The sequence below is a fragment of the Amycolatopsis sp. NBC_00438 genome (assembly GCF_036026695.1).
Classification (GTDB): domain Bacteria; phylum Actinomycetota; class Actinomycetes; order Mycobacteriales; family Pseudonocardiaceae; genus Amycolatopsis.
This window is the reverse complement of record NZ_CP107923.1, coordinates 8257174-8275773: the sequence shown is the minus strand read 5'-3', so window position 1 is coordinate 8275773 and position 18600 is coordinate 8257174. Positions and strand designations below refer to the sequence as shown.

The 18600-nt window shown below is 69.0% G+C and carries 20 protein-coding genes and 1 pseudogene; 11 read left to right on the top strand and 10 right to left on the bottom strand.

Going from position 1 to position 18600, the window contains the following annotated elements; all coding sequences use genetic code 11:
- Positions 1–71: 71 nt before the first annotated feature.
- Genes OG494_RS37760 through OG494_RS37750 form a run of 3 tightly spaced genes read right to left on the bottom strand, consistent with a single transcriptional unit; the run spans position 72 to position 2742 of the window.
- A complete protein-coding gene (locus OG494_RS37760; protein ID WP_328446978.1) occupies positions 72–845 on the bottom strand; it encodes an amino acid ABC transporter ATP-binding protein in 774 nt (257 codons plus the stop codon).
- The gene (locus OG494_RS37755; RefSeq protein ID WP_328446976.1) at positions 845–1789 is read right to left on the bottom strand and encodes an amino acid ABC transporter permease; all 945 of its coding nucleotides are present in this window, start codon (positions 1787–1789) and stop codon (positions 845–847) included. Before OG494_RS37755 ends, OG494_RS37760 begins: the two co-directional genes overlap by 1 nt.
- 17 nt (positions 1790–1806) lie before the next feature.
- Positions 1807–2742 carry an ABC transporter substrate-binding protein gene (locus OG494_RS37750; RefSeq protein WP_328446974.1) on the bottom strand — a complete coding sequence of 312 codons (936 nt, stop codon included), beginning with the start codon at positions 2740–2742 and terminating at the stop codon, positions 1807–1809.
- 148 nt (positions 2743–2890) lie between these two features.
- Between OG494_RS37750 and OG494_RS37745 the strand changes: the two genes are divergently transcribed.
- The 3 genes from OG494_RS37745 to OG494_RS37735 are packed head-to-tail and all read left to right on the top strand — an operon-like array spanning position 2891 to position 6352.
- Entirely contained in the window at positions 2891–4552 is a 1662-nt protein-coding gene (locus tag OG494_RS37745; protein WP_328446972.1) for a circularly permuted type 2 ATP-grasp protein, read from the top strand.
- 10 nt (positions 4553–4562) lie between these two features.
- Complete coding sequence (locus tag OG494_RS37740; RefSeq protein WP_328446970.1) at positions 4563–5513, top strand: alpha-E domain-containing protein; 951 nt, start codon at positions 4563–4565, stop codon at positions 5511–5513.
- A complete protein-coding gene (locus OG494_RS37735; RefSeq protein WP_328446968.1) occupies positions 5510–6352 on the top strand; it encodes a transglutaminase family protein in 843 nt (280 codons plus the stop codon). The genes OG494_RS37740 and OG494_RS37735 overlap by 4 nt, the downstream gene beginning before the upstream one ends.
- Here the strand turns inward: OG494_RS37735 and OG494_RS37730 are convergent.
- The 3 genes from OG494_RS37730 to OG494_RS37720 all read right to left on the bottom strand — a co-directional run bounded on the left by OG494_RS37730 (position 6349) and on the right by OG494_RS37720 (position 8568).
- Positions 6349–6669: a hypothetical protein gene (locus tag OG494_RS37730; RefSeq protein ID WP_328446966.1), complete on the bottom strand. Its 321-nt coding sequence runs from the start codon at positions 6667–6669 to the stop codon at positions 6349–6351. The genes OG494_RS37735 and OG494_RS37730 overlap by 4 nt on opposite strands.
- Positions 6670–6695: 26 nt before the next feature.
- Positions 6696–6944, bottom strand: a complete 249-nt coding sequence (locus tag OG494_RS37725) for a hypothetical protein (RefSeq protein WP_328446964.1) — start codon at positions 6942–6944, stop codon at positions 6696–6698.
- Positions 6945–7146: 202 nt separating this feature from the next.
- Entirely contained in the window at positions 7147–8568 is a 1422-nt protein-coding gene (locus tag OG494_RS37720; RefSeq protein WP_328446963.1) for a M20/M25/M40 family metallo-hydrolase, read from the bottom strand.
- Positions 8569–8941: 373 nt separating this feature from the next.
- On the opposite strand from OG494_RS37720, the gene pdhA reads away from it, so the two are divergent.
- The 3 genes from pdhA to OG494_RS37705 are packed head-to-tail and all read left to right on the top strand — an operon-like array spanning position 8942 to position 12526.
- Positions 8942–10171, top strand: coding sequence for a pyruvate dehydrogenase (acetyl-transferring) E1 component subunit alpha (gene pdhA / locus OG494_RS37715; RefSeq protein WP_328446961.1), 1230 nt, complete (start codon positions 8942–8944; stop codon positions 10169–10171).
- Positions 10171–11163 carry an alpha-ketoacid dehydrogenase subunit beta gene (locus OG494_RS37710; RefSeq protein ID WP_328446959.1) on the top strand — a complete coding sequence of 331 codons (993 nt, stop codon included), beginning with the start codon at positions 10171–10173 and terminating at the stop codon, positions 11161–11163. Before pdhA ends, OG494_RS37710 begins: the two co-directional genes overlap by 1 nt.
- Positions 11164–11179: 16 nt before the next feature.
- Entirely contained in the window at positions 11180–12526 is a 1347-nt protein-coding gene (locus OG494_RS37705) for a dihydrolipoamide acetyltransferase family protein (protein ID WP_328446957.1), read from the top strand.
- 43 nt (positions 12527–12569) lie between these two features.
- Here OG494_RS37705 and OG494_RS37700 read toward each other — a convergent pair whose 3' ends face one another.
- Positions 12570–12863 (bottom strand): DUF6191 domain-containing protein, encoded by a 294-nt coding sequence (locus tag OG494_RS37700; protein ID WP_328446955.1) that lies wholly within the window; start codon positions 12861–12863, stop codon positions 12570–12572.
- A 95-nt stretch (positions 12864–12958) separates the two neighbouring features.
- Between OG494_RS37700 and OG494_RS37695 the strand changes: the two genes are divergently transcribed.
- Entirely contained in the window at positions 12959–13540 is a 582-nt protein-coding gene (locus OG494_RS37695; RefSeq protein ID WP_328446954.1) for a TetR/AcrR family transcriptional regulator, read from the top strand.
- A gap of 20 nt (positions 13541–13560) precedes the next feature.
- Complete coding sequence (locus tag OG494_RS37690) at positions 13561–15507, top strand: ABC transporter ATP-binding protein (protein WP_328446953.1); 1947 nt, start codon at positions 13561–13563, stop codon at positions 15505–15507.
- Here the strand turns inward: OG494_RS37690 and OG494_RS37685 are convergent.
- Together OG494_RS37685 and OG494_RS48500 are read right to left on the bottom strand one after the other, a co-directional pair.
- Complete coding sequence (locus OG494_RS37685) at positions 15504–15632, bottom strand: zinc-binding dehydrogenase (RefSeq protein WP_328446952.1); 129 nt, start codon at positions 15630–15632, stop codon at positions 15504–15506. The genes OG494_RS37690 and OG494_RS37685 overlap by 4 nt on opposite strands.
- Positions 15633–15864: 232 nt before the next feature.
- Positions 15865–16089 (bottom strand): annotated as a pseudogene (locus OG494_RS48500) (alcohol dehydrogenase catalytic domain-containing protein); the annotation flags it as partial.
- Between OG494_RS48500 and OG494_RS37680 the strand changes: the two are divergent.
- Entirely contained in the window at positions 16088–16324 is a 237-nt protein-coding gene (locus tag OG494_RS37680; RefSeq protein WP_328446950.1) for a TetR/AcrR family transcriptional regulator, read from the top strand. The pseudogene OG494_RS48500 and the gene OG494_RS37680 sit on opposite strands and share 2 nt — an antisense overlap.
- Here OG494_RS37680 and OG494_RS37675 read toward each other — a convergent pair.
- Positions 16271–17479, bottom strand: a complete 1209-nt coding sequence (locus OG494_RS37675) for a hypothetical protein (protein ID WP_328446948.1) — start codon at positions 17477–17479, stop codon at positions 16271–16273. The genes OG494_RS37680 and OG494_RS37675 overlap by 54 nt on opposite strands.
- Positions 17480–17670: 191 nt before the next feature.
- On the opposite strand from OG494_RS37675, the gene OG494_RS37670 reads away from it, so the two are divergent.
- Both OG494_RS37670 and OG494_RS37665 read left to right on the top strand, forming a co-directional pair.
- The gene (locus OG494_RS37670) at positions 17671–18147 is read left to right on the top strand and encodes an FxsA family protein (protein ID WP_328446946.1); all 477 of its coding nucleotides are present in this window, start codon (positions 17671–17673) and stop codon (positions 18145–18147) included.
- Positions 18148–18222: 75 nt separating this feature from the next.
- The gene (locus OG494_RS37665; protein WP_328459144.1) at positions 18223–18597 is read left to right on the top strand and encodes a very short patch repair endonuclease; all 375 of its coding nucleotides are present in this window, start codon (positions 18223–18225) and stop codon (positions 18595–18597) included.
- Positions 18598–18600 lie beyond the last annotated feature (3 nt).

Genomic DNA, 18600 nt, shown 5'->3' with positions numbered 1-18600 from the left:
CTCACCCCGCCATCACGGTAGCGAAAACGCGACGGAAACGGTGCCGGAACACCGTTTCCGCCGCGAGATCCTCAGGCGTTGGGGTTGAGCACACGCGCGAGGAACGACTTGGTCCGTTCCTCCCGCGGCTCCCCGATGACCTGGTCGGGCGGGCCCTCTTCGACGACGACGCCGCCGTCCATGAACAGGACCTTGTCCGCCACCTCGCGCGCGAACTGCATCTCGTGCGTGACGACGACCATGGTCATGCCGTCCTTGGCGAGCTGCTTCATCACGCCCAGGACGTCGCCGACGAGCTCCGGGTCCAGCGCGGACGTCGGCTCGTCGAACAGCATCAGCTTCGGCTTCATCGCGAGCGCCCGGGCGATCGCGACGCGCTGCTGCTGCCCACCGGACAGCTGCGCCGGGTAGTTCTTCGCCTTGTCACCGAGGCCGACGCGGTCCAGCAGCTCCAACGCGCGTTGCCGCACCTGGGCCTTCGGCTCGCGGCGCACCTGGATCGGCGCCTCCATCACGTTTTCCAGCGCGGTCATGTGCGGGAAGAGGTTGAACCGCTGGAACACCATGCCGATGTCCTTGCGCTGGAACGCGACCTCGCTCTCCCGCAGCTCGTGCAGCTTGTCGCCGCGCTCCCGGTAGCCGACGAGCACGCCGTCGACGTAGAGCCGGCCGGCGTCGATCTTCTCGAGGTGGTTGATGCAGCGCAGCAGCGTCGACTTGCCCGAGCCGGACGGCCCGATCAAGCAGAGCACCTCACGCTCCTGCACCTCGAGGTCGATGCCCTTGAGGACGTCGACGGTGCCGAAGCTCTTGCGGATCTTCTGCGCGGATACGACCGGAGTCATCAGGCCTTCCCCCCTCCGCCGCTGGCGCCGGAGCCGAACCGGAAGCCCAGCATCCGGCCCGCCCACTTGGTCTTGTTCGCCTCACCACGCGAAGTGCCGCGTGCGAACCGCTTCTCGATCTGGATCTGGATCAGCGTCAGCACCGACGTCATGAACAAGTACCAGGCCCCGGCGGTGAGCAGCAGGGGCACGGTCTTGTAGTTCTGCGCGTAGATGGTCTGCGCCGCGACCATCAGCTCGTAGTACCCGATGACGACGACCAGTGCCGTCGTCTTCAGCATGGAGATCGTCTCGTTGCCGGTCGGCGGGATGATCACCCGCATGGCCTGCGGGAGGATGATCCGCCGCAACGTCTTGGTGCGGCTCATCCCGAGCGCGCCCGCCGCTTCCAGCTGGCCGTCGTCGACCGACTGGATGCCGCCTCGCACGATTTCCGCCATGTACGCGGCTTCGTTGAGGCCCAGGCCGAGCAGTGACGCCGTGAACTGCGTGATCAGCTGGTTGGTGTCCCAGCTGACGAACTCGGGCCCGAACGGGATCCCGAGCCCGAGCCGGGGGTAGGCCAGGGCCAGGAAGTTCCAGATGATCAGCTGCGTGATCAGCGGGGTCCCGCGGAACAGCCAGATGTAGAGCGCCGCGGCGCCGGAGGTCAGCGGGTTCGGCGAAAGGCGCATGACGGCCAGCAGGATGCCGCCGAAGATCCCGATCAGCATCGAGATCACCGTCAGGATCAACGTGTTCTGCAGGCCGCGCAGGATCCGGTCGTCGAAGAGGTAGTCCCCGACGACCGGCCACTGCAGTGCGTCGTTCGTGATCACGCTGCGGATCACGATGAACGCCACGAAGAGGATGACGACCCCGGCCACCCAGCGCCCGTAGTGGCGCACCGGGACGGCCTTGATCGGCTCGGCGTCGACAGGCGACGCCTCGGAAGAACTGGACACGCGCAACAAGTCCTAACTCAGCTGGCCGGGTTGATCTCCGACTTGGTGACCGCGCCGGCGGCGTTCAGGCCCCACTTGTCCATGATCTTCTTGTAGGCGCCGCTGTCGATGAGCTTCTGGATCGCGCCCTGGACGGCCTTGCCGTAGTCACCGCTGTTCTTCGGCAGCACGATGCCGTACGGCGCCGTGTCGTACGGCGTGCCGACCGACTCGAGCTGACCGTTGGTCTGCTTGACCGCGTAGTCGATGACCGGGGAGTCGGCCAGCTCGCCCTGGACGCGCTTGGCGGTGAGGGCCAGGTTGACGTCGGTCTGGGCCTGCAGCTGCGTCACCTCGATGGCGGGCTTGCCGCCGCCGGTGCAGGCGGCGTTCTTCTTGTCGAGGTCCTCGACCTGCGTGGTGCCCTTCTGCACGGCGATCTTCTTGCCGCAGAGGTCGTCGATCTTCAGGCCGTCGGGGTTGCCCTTGAGCACGGCCAGCGACGTGCCGGCGCTGAAGTAGGAGATCATGTCGACCGACTGCAGCCGGTCGGCGTTGATGCTGAAGGACGAGATGCCCATCTCGTACTTCTTGGCGCCGAGACCCGGGATGATGCCGTCGAACGAGGAGTTCTGGAACTCCATCTGCACGCCGAGCACCTGGCCGATGGCGGTGCCGAGGTCGACGTCGAAGCCGGTGGCCTTGCCGTTGTCCTGGAATTCGTTGGGCGGGTAGCTCTGGTCCTGGCCGACGAGGATCTTGCCGTCGGTCTTGACGTCGGCGGGCACGAGCGCGGCGAGCGCGTCGTCCTTCGCGACCGTGCCGGCGTCACCCGAACCAGTGCCCGCCGGAGCGGCACTGCTCGAGCCGACGTCGCCGGCACCGCTACCACCCGCGCCACAGGCCATGGTCAGTCCGACCAGGGCGAATGCCGGCAACAGGGCGAGCGCCTTGAGTTGGGGTCCTCGGGCCACGTCGTCACTCCTCGTAGTTCTCAGTTCGTGAGAGCACGCATATTGCCACTCATCCATACCAAAGCACAGCACTGTCGAGTTACAGCGACGTTTCGCACCGCGCCCACCAGCGTGGGAGTGTCGCGCGTTGGTGGGCACGTAGGTGAGGATGTCGTTCATGAACGCGATCCCGCCCCGGCTGCCCCCCTCCGGTCGACGCGCGAGGAAGGCGACGACCCGCCGGATCACCCGGCCGGGTGCCCGGTTCGACGGGTACCTCTCCCCGGAACGCCCGCACGCGGACGCCTACGACGAGATGTTCGCCGACGACGGCACGGTCCGCGGCCCGTACCGCGCGCTCTACGAATCGATCGCGGCGCTCGACGCGCACGACCTCAACTCGCGGTCGCTCGCGCTGGACCGGGCGATGGTCGACCAGGGCATCACGTTCTCGCTGTCCGGCCAGGAGCGGCCGTTCCCGCTGGACCTGGTGCCGCGGGTGATCCAGGCGGCCGAGTGGTCGAAGCTCGAACGCGGGGTGGCGCAGCGGGTCCGCGCGCTCGAAGCGTTCCTCGCCGACATCTACGGCGATCGCCAGATCCTGCGGGACGGGGTCTTCCCGCGGCGGCTGATCACGTCGTGCGAGCACTTCCAGCGTGAGGCGTACGGCATCAACCCGCCGAACGGCGTGCGCATCCACGTGTCCGGTGTGGACCTGGTGCGCGACGAGGAGGGCACGTTCCGGGTTTTGGAGGACAACCTCCGCAACCCGTCCGGGGTGTCGTACGTGATGGAGAACCGGCGGACGATGGCGCGGGTCTTCCCCGACCTGTTCGCCCAGCACCGGGTGCGCCCGGTCGGCGACTACGCGGCACACCTGCTGCGGGCCCTGCGCGCGGCGGCCGCGGCGAACGTCGCCGACCCGATGGTCGTGGTGCTCACCCCCGGCGTCCACAACTCGGCGTACTTCGAGCACTCGCTGCTGGCGCGGCTGATGGGTGTCGAACTCGTCGAAGGCCGCGACATGTTCTGCCGTGACAACGTCGTCTACCTGCGGACCACCGAGGGCGAACGCCCGGTCGACGTCATCTACCGGCGGATCGACGACGAGTTCCTCGACCCGGTGCACTACCGGCCGGACTCGGTGCTCGGCATCGCCGGCGTGCTCAACGCGGCGCGCGCGGGCAACGTCGTCGTCGCGAACGCCATCGGCAACGGCGTCGGGGACGACAAGCTCGTCTACACCTACGTGCCGGAGATGGTGCGGTACTACCTCGGCGAGAAGCCGCTGCTGCCCAATGTGGACACCTACCGCTGCTGGCTGCCGGACGAGTTCGACTACGTGATGTCGCACCTCGACGAACTGGTCGTCAAGCCGGTCGAAGGCTCCGGCGGTTACGGCATCGTCTTCGGGCCGGAGGCGACGCCGTCGGAGCTGACGGCGCTGCGGCGGAAGGTGCGGGCGAACCGGCGCGGCTGGATCGCGCAGCCGGTGGTGCAGCTCTCGACCGTGCCGTCGAAGGTGGAGGACCGGCTGGCACCACGGCACGTCGACCTGCGCCCGTTCGCCGTCAACGACGGCAAGGACATCTTCGTGCTGCCCGGCGGACTGACCCGGGTGGCACTGCCGGAAGGCAGCCTGGTCGTCAACTCGTCGCAGGGCGGCGGCTCGAAGGACACGTGGGTGCTGGCCTCCCGGACGTCCACCGCCGAACGCGAGCTGGAACAGCCGGCACTGGGCGCGGTGTCCACTGTGGACGGAATGATCGCGGAGCAGGGTCCCGAGCTGTCTCTGTCACAGCAGCAACAACAGCAGCAACAGCAGAGCTAGGGGGTTCGAAATGCTGGCACGCAACGCGGAGTCGCTGTACTGGATCGGCCGGTACGTCGAACGCGCCGACGACACCTCCCGGATCCTCAACGTCTCGGTCCACCAGCTGCTGGAGGACGCGAGTGTCGACCCGGACCACGCGAGCCGTCAGCTGCTCGCCGTCCTGGGCATCGAGTCGGAGGGCACCGAGTCCCTCGACGTGTGGAAGCTGACCGAGCTGGTGGCGTACGCGAAGGACAACCCGGCGTCGATCGTCGGCTCGATCAACTCGGCCCGCGAGAACACCCGCGGCGCCCGTGAAGTCGTCTCGACCGAGCTGTGGGAATGCCTGAACGCGACGTGGAACGCGGTGCCGGACCGCCAGCGGTACGCCCGGCGCGCCGGGCCGCACGCGTTCCTGTCGTTCGTGGAGGAGCGCGCGGCGATGTTCGCCGGCCTCGCCGACTCGACGATGAGCCGCGACGACGGCTGGCTGTTCATGGTGCTCGGCCGGTCGATCGAACGCGCGGACATGGTCGTGCGGCTGCTGCTGTCCCGGGTCGTCGCGGACCGCGCGTCGTCCCCGGGCTGGATCACCGTGCTCCGCTCGGCCGGCGCGCAGGACACCTACCTGCGCACCTACCGCGGTGCGCTCGACGCGGGCCGCGTCGTCCAGTTCCTGTTGCGGGACACGCTGTTCCCGCGTTCGGTATTCCACGCGTTGCGGCAGGCGGAGGAGTGCCTGCAGCGGCTCGACCCCGGCGGCGCGTCCCGCAACAACGAGAAGTCCGAGGCGCTGCGCGAACTCGGCCGGGCCCGCAGCGAGCTGGAGTTCCTGCGCCCGTCGGACCTGCTGACCGACCTGCCGCGGCGGCTCGGGACGCTGCAGACGTCGATCAAGGAGATCGGCGAAGCCGTGTCGATGCAGTACTTCAGCACGTCGCCGTGGGTGGCGTGGAGCGGTGCGGAGGTTTCGCTGTGACCTGGCAGCTTCGGGTGGCCCACCGGACGGGGTACCGGTACGCGACGCCGGCCACGCAGTCGTACAACGAGGCGCGGCTGACCCCGCGCTCGGACCGCCGCCAGACGACGGTGGCGACGCGCATCGAGACGACGCCCGCGACCCGCGCGTACCGCTACACCGACTACTGGGGCACGGTCGTGACGTCGTTCGACCTCCACGCGCCGCACACGGAGTTCACCGTGCTGGCGACGTCGGTGGTCGAGACGGCGGACGAGGCCGAGCCGATCCGCACGGCGTCGTGGAAGGACCTCCGCAGCGACACGGTGGTCGACCACCGCACGGAGTACCTGACGCCGACCGACTACACCCCGCGCGACCTCGCGCTGGCCCGCGAGGCCCGCGCGCTGCGGACCGGTCTCGACCCGGCGGACGCGACGCTGGCCGTGTGCGAGTGGGTCCACAAGCAGCTGAAGTACCAGCCGGGCACCACGGGCGTGCACTCGACGGCGACCGACGCGTGGAACGCGCGTGAAGGCGTGTGCCAGGACTTCGCGCACGTGACGCTGGTGATGCTGCGCGCGATCGGCGTCCCGGCGCGGTACGTCTCGGGCTACCTGCACACGAAGCGCGACGCGAAGCTGGGCGAAGTGGTGGCCGGCGAGTCCCACGCCTGGGTCGACGTCTGGACGGGCGGCTGGTGGGCGTACGACCCGACGAACGCGATCCCGGTCGGCCCGCGGCACGTGTGGGTGGCGACCGGGCGGGACTACGCGGACGTGGCGCCGTTGAAGGGGATCTTCACCGGGGGTGGGCAGTCCACTTTGGACGTCTCAGTCCACCTCACCCGGCTGGCCTAGGCGGTTTCGGGCTCGGCTCGCGATCCTCGCCCGTCGAGCAAGGCGCGCAGGTGGTCGATGGTCGCGCGGACTTCGGTTTCCCACTGCCGCGCGTCCTCGTCCCCGCTCTTGGCGGCGTCGAGCTGGGCGAGCACCCAGGTCCGGATCAACGCGGTCGGCTGCACGTTCCGGGCCACGGCGAGCTGCCGCAGCTCCTCGATCCGGTCGACGGGAATGCGCACGCTGTAGACGGCGGTGGGATTCTTGGACGGCCGCTGATGCCGCACCCAGTTGACCTCGGCGTCAGCGTCCGGATCGGCCTCCGCGGCCTCAGCCACGCGAGCGACAAGTTCTTCGTCCGTGATCACGGAACCTCCCAAAGTCCTTGATAAACCTGCCGGACTCGCTTGTCCGCGGGCCAAGCCGTCGCAACCTGCCAAACGCCGTCCGGCGGATGCCGGTCCGGTAGCAGGACAACTGTCAGCAAGCGCCCCATCCCGGTTGAATGGCCGACCACCCGGATCGACTCGCCGGTTCTCGACGAGGGGTCGCGACCGACCAACCGGCGGGGATCCAGCGCAGCCTCCACCGCGTGCTCCGGTTCGATGTCCATGGCACCTCGATAACGCAGCGACCGGCGCAGATGCGTCGGGTCGAGTACTCGCACCTCCTCGAAGAGCAGGAGCTCCAGAGGGATTCCATCGTAAAACTCGCCTCTCACTCCAGTAACGTATTACACCGTAATACGCAAACCCGATCGGGGCAACACCAAAGCCGGCGCGCCCCAAGGTCGGAACGCGCCGGCTCGGCTTGGGTCAGCCGCGGGCGTGGGCGTCCAGGATGTGCGCGACGGCCTCCGTGACCTGCTGCGCATACTCCAGGTGCAGCCACTCGTCCGGCACGTGGATGTTCGAGTCCGATCCGCACGCCCCCGTGACCAGGAACTGCGCCTCCGGGTACTTGCGCGAGAGCAGGCCCATGAACGGGATCGAGCCGCCCATGCCGGTCGCGCGGTGCGGCTGGCCGAAGACGCCATCGCTGACCGTCTGCAGCGCCGCCGTCAGCCACGGCGCCTCGGTCGGCGCGTTCCAGCCGTCCTCCGACTGCGTGTTGTCGCCGAAGGTCACCTTCGCGCCGTACGGGACGTCCGTGGTCAGGGTCCGCTTCACGGCTTCGAGGGCCTTCGCGGCGTCGACCGTCGGCGGGAGGCGGAAGCTCAGTGTCAACGTCGTGCTCTCGCGCAGGACGTTGCCCGCGTCGGCCGGCTTCGGGAAGCCGTCGGCGCCGATGATCGACAGGGTCGGGCGCCACGCGTTGTTGAGCATCAGCTCGAGCGCGTCTTCGGTGATCACGCGACCGCCCTCGACCAGGGGGAACGCCTTCGACAGCGCCTCCGGGAAGTCCTTCGAGACGGCCTCCAGCTCGGCCAGCCGGTCCGCCGGGACGTCGACCTTCAGCTCGTCGAGCAGCAGCTCGCCGGTCGCGCTGTCCTCGAGCCGCTCGATGAGGCTTCGCAGGATGCGGAACGAGCTCGCGACGACGCCCGAGGCGACGCCGGAGTGCTGCGCCGAGCCCAGCAGCTGCACGTTGACGTCCAGGTGCAGCATCCCGCGCAGGCTCGTGACCAGCCACAACCGCTCGTAGTCGCTGCCGCCGGCGTCGAGGCAGACGACCAGCGAGACCTCGCCGATCCGGTCGGCCAGGTGCTCGACGTAGGCGGGCAGGTCGGGGCTGCCGGACTCCTCGCCGGTCTCCAGCAGCACGACGATGCGCGCGTGCTCACCGCCGGCGGCGTGCACGGCCTCGATCGACGTCGTCGCCGCGTAGCCGGAGTAGCCGTCGTCGACGGAGCCGCGGCCGTACAGCCGGCCGTCGCGGATCACCGGGGTCCACGGGTCGAGGCCGTCGGACCAGCCGCCCACCGGGGGCTGCTTGTCGAGGTGGCCGTACATCAGGACGGTGCCCTCGGCCGCCGCGCCCGGGGTCGCCGGGACGTCGACGAGCAGCAAGGGGGTCCGGTCCGGCAGCTCGACGACGTCGAGGGTCGCGCCGGGCAGGTCGCGCGCGGCGATCCACGCGCGGACGTGCTCGACGGCGGCGGCCAGGTGCCCGGTCTTCGCCCAGTCGGCGTCGAACGCCGGGGACAACGCGGGGATGGCCACCAGCCCGGACAGGCTCGGGATGACGTCGTCGGTCCAGCCGGACACGACGGATTCACGCACGGTTTTCGGCTCCACAACGTCCATCGTGCCACGCGGGTTCGGGCGTGCGGCACATCACAAGGTCGTCTCCGGAGGGCGCAGGCGCGCACACGCACAGGTACGCACCCAAGCGTGCGAGCCTGGTGAACGCGCGGACCGGCGCCATACTCTCGTAGGTCCAATGCTCGGGCTTCCTAGCGTTTTGCCTGTTCAGAGCCCGTTTCTCAGCAACAAATCAGCAACCGCGACTGACCAAGACGTGGACCTTCGTGCCAGGATGTCGGCGTGAACCGTCAACGCCGACGGTGACCGAGCGCTTCGGAGACCCGAAACGCTGGTCCCCGCCGGTGCAGTCGCTGTGGTCGCCACAAGCGGCCGCCAGAGGCACCGACACCGAGGAGCAACGCCCATGCCGTCCGAACAGTGGACGCACCCGGAGCCAGGAGATGGACCGGCCGCCGTCGCGGCCCAGCCGTCCCCCGAGCAGGTGATCGCCGGATTGCGAGCGACCAGCGAAGGTGGCGCTGAGCTGACTCAGCTGCTCACCCCCGAAGGCGAACGGGTCCCGTCGCCGCAGTTCGACAAGTACGTCGACGACGTCGACGACGAAGCCCTGCGCAACCTGTACCGCGACATGGTGCTCGTCCGCCGCGCGGACCGTGAAGCCAACGCGATGCAGCGCCAGGGCCAGCTCGGTATCTGGGTCCCGCTGCTCGGCCAGGAGGCCGCGCAGATCGGGTCGGGCCGCGCGCTGAAGAAGAACGACATGGCGTTCCCCAGCTACCGCGAGCACGGCGTCGCGTACGCGCGCGGGGTCGACATGAAGGACCTGCTGGGCATCTTCCGCTGCACCGACCACAGCGGCTGGGACTACAAGGAGCACGGCTTCCACCCGTACTGCATCGTCATCGGCAACCAGGTGCTCAACGCCGCCGGCTACGCGATGGGGCAGCGGTTCGAGGGCAGAGTAGGAAACACCGACGGTGACGGCTCTCCTTCTGACACTGACGAAGCCACGATCTGCTACTTCGGTGACGGCGCGACCTCGCAGGGCGACGTCCACGAGGGCTTCGTCTGGGCCGCGGTCTACGACGCGCCGCTGGTGTTCTTCTGCCAGAACAACCAGTGGGCGATCTCCGAGCCGACCGAGCGCCAGTCGCGCCTGCCGCTCTACCAGCGCGCCCGCGGTTACGGCTTCCCCGGCATCCGCGTCGACGGCAACGACGTCCTGGCCTGCCTCGCGGTGTCCCGCTGGGCGCTCGACGAGTGCCGCCACGGCAACGGTCCCGTCCTGATCGAGGCGTTCACCTACCGGATGGACGCGCACACGACGACCGACGACCCGTCGCGCTACCGGCTGTCCGACGAGCTCGAAGAGTGGAAGCTCAAGGACCCGATCGAGCGCGTCCGGGCGTTCCTGGCCCGCAAGGGCGGCGCCGACCACGACTTCTTCGAACAGGTCCAGGCCGAGGCCGACGCCTTCGCCGCCGACCTGCGCGAGTACACGTTCAACATGCCGGAGCCGCCGCCGGAGCGGATCTTCAGCAACGTCTACGCCGAGGGCAACCCGGTGCTGGACGCGCAGCGCGAAGAGTTCCTGTCCTACCTCGACGGCTTCGCAGCGGCGGGTGAGCACTGATGACCGACCTCCAGAAACTCACCATCGGCAAGGCGCTCAACCTCGGCCTGCGCCGGGCGATGGAAGAGAACCCCAAGGTCCTGATCATGGGCGAGGACGTCGGCAAGCTCGGCGGCGTCTTCCGGATCACCGACGGCCTGCAGAAGGACTTCGGCGAGCAGCGCGTGCTGGACACGCCGCTGTCCGAGTCCGGCATCATCGGCACCGCGGTCGGCCTGGCCGTGCGCGGCTTCCGGCCGGTGTGCGAGATCCAGTTCGAGGGTTTCATCTTCCCCGGGTTCGACCAGATCTCGTCCCAGCTGGCGAAGCTGCACTACCGCACGCAGGGCAAGATCAAGATGCCCGTCGTGATCCGGGTGCCCTTCGGCGGCGGGATCGGTGCGGTCGAGCACCACTCGGAGTCCCCGGAGTCGCTGTTCGCGCACATCCCGGGCCTGAAGGTCGTCTCGATCTCGAACGCCGTCGACGCCTACTGGGGCATCCAGGAAGCGATCAAGTCGGACGACCCGATCCTGTTCTTCGAGCCCAAGCGGCTCTACCACTCGGGTGCGCTGCGCGCGGAGATCGACGTCGCCGGCACGCCGTCGCCGGTGTTCTCCTCGCAGGTCGTGCGCGAGGGCACGACGGCGACGGTCGTCGCGTACGGCCCGACCGTGAAGGTCGCCCTCGACGCGGCTGCCGCGGCCGAAGACGAGGGCAAGTCCCTCGAGGTCATCGACCTGCGCACGCTTTCGCCGCTGGACCTCGGCCCGGTGTTCGAGTCGGTGCGCAAGACCGGCCGGCTGATCGCGCTGTCGGAGGCGCCGTCCGAGTCGTCGCTGACATCGGAGATCGCCGCGCGCGTCCAGCAGGAGTGCTTCTACTCGCTGGAGGCGCCCGTCCTCCGGGTGACCGGGTTCGACACGCCGTACCCGCCGGCCAAGCTCGAGGAGCACTACCTCCCCGACCTGGACCGGGTGCTGCACACCATCGACCGCTCGCTCGCCTGGTAAGGGGGACTTCCGCGTCATGCCAACGTTCAAGCAGTTCCCCCTGGCCGACACGGCCGAGGGGTTGACCGAAGCCGACATCCTGAGCTGGCACGTGAAGCCGGGCGACACGGTGACGGTCAACCAGATCGTCGTCGAGATCGAGACCGCGAAGGCCGCCGTCGAGCTGCCGATCCCGTGGGCCGGTGTGGTCACGGAGCTGCACGTCGAGCCGGGTCAGACGGTGGAGGTCGGCACGCCGATCCTCACCATCGACGTCGACCCCGGTGGCGCGGCGGCTCCCGCGCCGGCCGCCGCTCCTGCGGCCGCCGCGTCGGCTCCGGTCGAGGAAGAGGAGATGAAGCCGCTGGTCGGCTACGGCTCCAAGGCCGTCGTCACGCAGCGGCGGGCCCGGAAGGGTTCGGCGCCCGCGCCCGCTGTTGCTGTCGCCGCTCCCGCTCCCGCGCCTGTTGCTCCCGCTGCCCCCGCGCCTGCGCCGCGCGGGGGTTACGTCCCGCTGGCCAAGCCGCCGGTGCGGAAGCTGGCCAAGGAGCTGGGCGTCGACCTGCACGCGCTGACCGGCACCGCCGACGGCGGCGTCATCACGCGCGACGACGTCCACAAGGCGGCCAACGGTTCGGCACCGGCCGCAGCGCCGTCCACTGTGGACAGCGGTTACGACCCCGCCACCCGCGAGCGGCGTGTCCCGATCAAGGGCGTCCGCAAGATGACCGCGGCCGCGATGGTGCAGAGCGCGTACACCGCTCCGCACGTCACGGAGTTCCTGACCATCGACGTCACGCCGATGATGGAGTTCCGCGAGAAGCTGAAGAAGTCGCGGGAGTTCGCCGGCGTGAAGGTCACGCCGCTGACGTTCGCGGCGAAGGCTGTCTGCCTGGCGGCGAAGCGCACCCCGGACATCAACGCGGTCTGGGACGAGGCGGCGCAGGAGATCGTCTACAAGGACTACGTCCACCTCGGGATCGCGGCGGCGACGCCCCGCGGCCTGATCGTGCCGAAGGTCCGCGACGCCGACTCGCTGTCGCTGAAGGAGCTCGCGGCCGCGTTGACGGAGCTCACGGACGTGGCGCGCGAAGGCAAGACGTCCCCCGCGGCGATGGCGAACGGCACGATCACGATCACCAACGTCGGCGTGTTCGGCGTCGACACCGGCACGCCGATCATCAACCCGGGCGAGTCCGCGATCCTGTGCCTCGGCGCGATCAAGGACCAGCCGTGGGTCGTGGACGGCGAGATCAAGGTCCGCAAGGTGCTGCAGCTGTCGCTGAGCTTCGACCACCGCGTGGTCGACGGCCAGCAGGGCTCGGAGTTCCTGGCCGACGTCGGCGCGCTGCTGGCCGACCCGGCCATGGCGATGACCTACTGACGCACTGACCGCTGAGGGCCGCTCCGGAGTTCCGGGGCGGCCTTCAGCGTTCGCGGATCACGAACTTCCCGGCGTCCAGGTCGACGCGGGTGCGCGGCGGGGCGCCGTCGGCTTCGTCGTCGACCAGCATCAGCTGGACCTGACGCTGCTCGAGGTCGTGGTGCTTGGTGCCGCCGAGCAGCGCTTCGACCTCCTCGGTCGCGGCGACGCTCGCCACGCGCTGGCCGTCGCCGCGACGGTGCCACGGCAGGAACCGGCGGCCCCAGACCTCCAGCACGGCGAGCAGGAACAGCAGCACGAGCAGCATCGGGAACGCCATCGCCCAGACCACACCCATGAGAGCCAACTTATACTCGCTTGACGGAGTGAGTGCTCACTCCGCACACTGGTCGCATGACACCAGCACCCGAAACCCGGCGTAGAGCGCCGGGCATGAGCGTCGAAGCCCGGCGCAGCATGATCGTGCACGCGGTGCTGCCCCTGCTCATCGAGCACGGGGCCACCGTCACGACCAGCCAGATCGCCCGCGCCGCCGGCATCGGCGAGGGCACCATCTTCCGCGCGTTCAAGGACAAGGACGAGCTGTTCGACGCCTGCACCGCCGAGGCCCTGCGCCCCGACCACGTGCTCGACGCGATCGCCGAGATCCCCGTCGACCAGCCCCTGGAGGACCGGCTCGTCGAAGCCGCCGAAGCGCTCGGCGCGCACCTCGAGCGAATGGGCGCGCTGATGGGCGCCCTGCACGCCTCCGGCCGCGTCAAGCACCGCGACCCCGAACAGCGCCTGCGCGGCAGCTGGAAGGGCGGCCGCCGGGAGTCGATGGCCGCCATGCGCGGCGCCATGACCGAACTGTTCGAGCCCGAGAAGGACCGCCTGCGCCTGTCGCCCGAGCACCTGGCCGCACTGTTCCTGACCATGTTGTTCAGCGGCCGCCGGATGGCCCCGGACGACGACGCGCCCACCACGCGCCAGGTGGTCGACGTCTTCCTGCACGGCGCCGTGGAGGCCAGATGATCCCGGGTGGTGGGGGCGGGATGGAGTTCGCGATCGCGCGGCGCGGCCGGCGGCGAGCCATCTCGACGGTCCCGGACAGCGGGCTGACCGGCCCGGTCGACATCCCGGAGCCGAAGCAGGACGACCAGCCGAAGGACTGGCGCTCCCGGCTGAAACGCGCGAAGACGTCGGTCTCGGGCACCGTCCGCGGCCTGCCCAAGGTCATCAAGCTGACCTGGCAGGCGAGCCCGGTCCTGACCATCATGCTGGCGCTGATCACGCTGCTGTCGGGCCTGCTGCCGACAGCGACCGCGTACATCGCGAAGCTGCTGCTCGACTCGGTCGTCGCGGCGATCCAGCACCGCGGGACGACGATGGACATCGTCAACGTCGCGTTGTTCCAGTTCGGCGTGCTCGCCGCGACCGCGATCAGCAGCGCGATGACGTCGATCGCGCAGACGCTGCTGCAGGAGCGGATGACACTGACCATCCGCCACCAGGTGATGGCGCACTCCAGCGAACTGCACCTGGCGTACTTCGAGGGCTCGGCGTCCTACGACATGCTGCGCCAGGCCGCGCAGGAGGCACCGACGCGACCGCTGTCGATGATGAACTCCGCGCTGGGTCTCGTGCGGACGCTGATCACGTTCGGCAGCATGATCGCATTGCTGGTGGCCGTCAGCCCGCTGCTGGCGCTGGTCGCGCTGCTCGCGCCGATCCCGGCGTTCATCTCGCAGTCGAAGTACGGCTCGCGCGCGTTCTGGCTCACCTTCCTGATGTCGCCGATCAAGCGGCGGATGGATTACCTGTCCTCGCTGGTCACCACGGACACGTACGCCAAGGAGACAAAACTGTTCGGGCTCGGCCCGTACTTCGTCGACCGGTTCCGCCGGCTCGGCGTCGTCTCCTACGAGCGGCAGCGGAAGCTGACGATCAACCGCAACATCAGCTCGACGTCCTGGGGGCTGCTGAGCACGCTCGTGGGCTCGGCGATCGCGCTGTACATCGCACTGGAGGCGGTCGGCGGCCGGCTCACGCTGGGCGACCTGGCGCTGTACACGGCCGCGGCGGCGTCCGTGCAGACGTCGGTGTCCGGGCTGTTCACCGCGTTTTCGGGGATGTACGAGAACAACCTCTACCTCGACACGCTCTACCGCTTCCTGGGCACGAAACCGGAGATCACCGCGCCGGCTTCGCCGCGCCCCATGCCGTCCACTGTGGAGGGTCACATCGAGTTCGACTCGGTGACGTTCGCCTACCCCGGCGCGGAAGAACCGGCCCTCGACGGCGTCAGCTTCGAGATCCGGCCAGGCGAAACAGTCGCGGTCGTCGGCCGCAACGGCGCGGGCAAGTCGACGCTGTTCAAGCTGCTCTGCCGGCTCTACGACCCGACCGGCGGCCGGATCCGCCTCGACGGCGTCGACATCCGCGAGTACGACCCGGACGAGCTGCGGACGCGGATCAGCGCGATGTTCCAGGACTACGTGACGTACCAGGGCACCGCGGCCGAGAACATCGGCCTCGGCGACCTGACCCGGCTCGAAGACCGCCCGCACATCGAGAACTCGGCCCGCCGAGCCGGCGCGGACGAGCGCATCGAGCGCCTGCCCCAGGGGTACGAAACACCGTTGGGACGCTGGTTCGACCAGGGCGTCAGCCTGTCCGGTGGCGAGTGGCAGAAGGTGGCGCTGGCCAGGGCGTTCCAGCGGGAGGCACCGATCCTGATCCTCGACGAGCCGACGTCGGCCCTGGACGCGCAGGCGGAGCACGACCTGTTCTCGCGCCTGCGCGAACTGTCCGAGGGCCGCACGACGCTGTACATCTCGCACCGGTTCTCGACCGTGCGCCAGGCGGAGCGGATCCTGTTGCTGGAGCACGGAAAGGTCGCCGAGTACGGCACGCACGAGCAGCTGATGGCGGCGAAGGCGGGCTACGCGGAGCTGTTCACGCTCCAGGCGCAGGCGTACCTGGACGAGATCCCGAGCTAGGGCACCAGAAGAACCTTGCCGAGACCCTCGCGGCTCTCGACCCGGGCGTGCGCCTCGACGACGTCGTCGAGCGCGTACGTCCGGTCGATCACGAGCGTCAGGGTGCCGTCCGCGACGAGGCTCATTACTTCGTCGCGGGCGGGCGGCGACGTCCTTCCCATAGGCGGCCGGCCCGCCGAAACCGATCAGCGTGAGTCCGCGCGGGATGAAATCGGCGACGGTGATCGCCGGGAACTCGCCGCTGAGCAGGCCGTACGCGAGAATCCGCTCGCGCGGCACGACCTTCGCCAGGATCTCGGCGGCCCGCAGCCCGCCGATCGCCCCGGACGCGGCTTCGACCAGCTGTTCGTCATCGGCTTCGGCCACGACACCGACGGCCTCGTGCCCGAACACCGCGGGCTCCCCACCAGGCAGCATCCCGGACCGCAGCTGGGTTTCGTAGAACAGCACCGAGATCGCCTCGACGCGGATCAGCACCTCACCTTCGCCGCGGCCCGGTTCCGGTCGTTCCTCGAACTTCAGCACTTCGGGACCACCCGTGCCGTGCTGCGCGGACACGGCACGCAACCGCCAGGCGATCATGCGCGCGACCGAGGAACTCCTGGCCACACACGGCCTGGAGCACGTCTCGATGGATCGCGTCGCGCAGGCGGCCGGCGTCGGCAAGGGGACGGTGTTCCACCACTTCGGCAACCGCGAAGGCCTGATGCGCGCGGTGGTCGAGGAGCGGGTGCGGGCGCTCCACCTGCTGCGCACGGGCGAATCACATCGGCTGGCGGCCGGACTCCGTTCGATGATCGAGACGCTCCTGCGCTGATCGCCGGATGTACGGCTCGGGGATTTCGGTGCCGCGGAGCTCGACGTCGCGGAGGTTCAGCCAGGGCATCGACCAGTCGAAATCGGGGAGCTCGACGGTCACCGAGTCCAGCAGGCAGTCGATGAACCAGACCATGCGTTCCCGATCCTGGGAGAGCTCGAGCCGCAGGCGGCAACGCAGGAACCGCACCTCGTCGAAAACGAGCCGCGAGAAGTTCTTCTTGTCCCAGTCGCCGAAGACGTCGAACTTCACCTCGGCGTCGGCGAACTCGATCCGTTCGAACCGGACCTCACCTCGCTGGATGGTCAGGTAGGAGAAATCGATCCGGGTGCACCGGATCTCGCACCGGTAGAAGGCGATCCGGCCGTCGACGTCCCAAGACGAGCAATCCAGATCGCCGCCGGCGAACTCGGCCCCGACGAATTCGGTGCCACCCTTGAAGTTGGCGCGAGCGAAGGTCGTCCGGCTCGCGGCGAAGTGCGTTCCATGACAGCTGAGCTCGCCTACGAACGAACTGCCCTCGAACGAGGTCAGCTCGCCGGTGAACTCGACCCCGTCGAAGATCACCCGGCCGGGGAAGCGCAGCCCGGAGAAGTCCGCGTTCTCGAACACAACACCGGTGAAGTCGAAGTCGACCGGCCGCCGCCACCGGACGCCGGCCCCGAGGCGATCTCGGATCATCCGCAGGATCGCCTGTCGCACCTCGTCCTCGCCAGGAGACACCGCATCGGGCGCGAGGCGCAGGTACCCGCAGAGGACGTCGACGCAGACCTGGCGCTTGTCCTCCCAGTCGTCGGCGAGGCCCGCGAGCGCGTAAACGCCGGTCAGGCGCACCGCGGGGTTGTCGTGAGCGAGCTGCTCGGCGGCGGTGCCGAGACGTTCGTTGAAACCCTGGACGGTCTCGCGCTCAGCCTTCTCGACGGCGAGAGCGTGCTCGTTCTCGGTGATCCGCTGCTTCCGGTAGTTGACGGCGAGCAGCACGACCCCGCCGAACCCGGCGACCACGGACAGGGCGATCTTCAGCAGGTCGAGCACCTGGGTGACATCGAAGACAGCCGCGCTCGGCAGGTGCGGCCAGCCGAGGAACCACAGCAGCCCACCAGCGGTCGCGCCCGCGACAACGATCCCGATGACCAGCCACGCCAACACGGACATCGCGATGCCACCACGCACCCTGACCTGTGGCAACGTGACCCGAGGCCGCCGTCTCCCGACCAGGAGCACCCCCGCCGCGAGCACCGCGATCGCGATCAGAAGCCACCGGAGCCAGTCGGACACGAAGGGTGAGACTAGCCGGTGGCCGGCGGGCCCGGGATCAAATCGGACAGCTCGTTCGTTGTCCAGGTATGGCTGTCGCGTTCCTGCTCTACGTCTTCGCCGAGATCGCCGCGATCTGGGCGGTCGGCTCAGCGGTCGGCGTGCTCGGCACGCTGGGCCTCCTCCTGGCCGGCGCGTTCGTCGGCTCCTGGCTCGCCCGCCGCGAAGGCGCCAAGGCGATGCGCGCGTTCATGGAGACGTCCCGAGCTGGGCGTTCCGCGGAGAAGGAACTCACCGACGGCATGCTCGTCGGCCTTGGCGGGGTGTTGATCCTGATCCCGGGCTTCGTCAGCGACGTGCTCGGCCTGCTGCTGATGCTGCCGCCGTCGCGCGCGGTGGCCCGTCGGCTGTGGCTGAAGCGGATGGAGAAGCGAGCGGTGAAGTTCGCCAACCAACACCGCGGTCCGGTGATGGTGGTGGACAGCGAGGTGGTGCCGCCATCGTCATCACCGTCGTCGACGGAGAAGCCACACCCGGTGATCGAAGGCCGCGTCATCGAGGGTTGAGCCCCCTGGACGCAGGAACCTTGCCACAATGAGCGCGTGGAGCAGCTGAAGACCACGTCCGCGGTGCGCGTCCGAATGAGCAAGCAGAAGTCCCGGGACACCGGGATCGAAGTGGCGCTGCGCAAGGCCCTGCACAGTGCCGGCTTCCGGTATCGAGTGCACCGTCGGCCGGTGAAAAGTGTACGCCGCGAGGCGGACCTGGTGTTCGGCCCTGCTCGTGTCGCGGTGTTCGTAAACGGCTGTTTTTGGCATGGCTGCCCGGATCACGGCACCTGGCCCAAGAACAACGCCGAATTCTGGCGGGACAAGATCGAGACCAACCGCAGACGGGACACCGACACGGACGCACGGCTCGACGAAGCCGGCTGGCTCGCACTCCGGATCTGGGAGCACGAGACCGTCGAAGCCGCCGCGACCCGGGTGATCACCGCGGTCCGGGAACGCCGCTGAGAC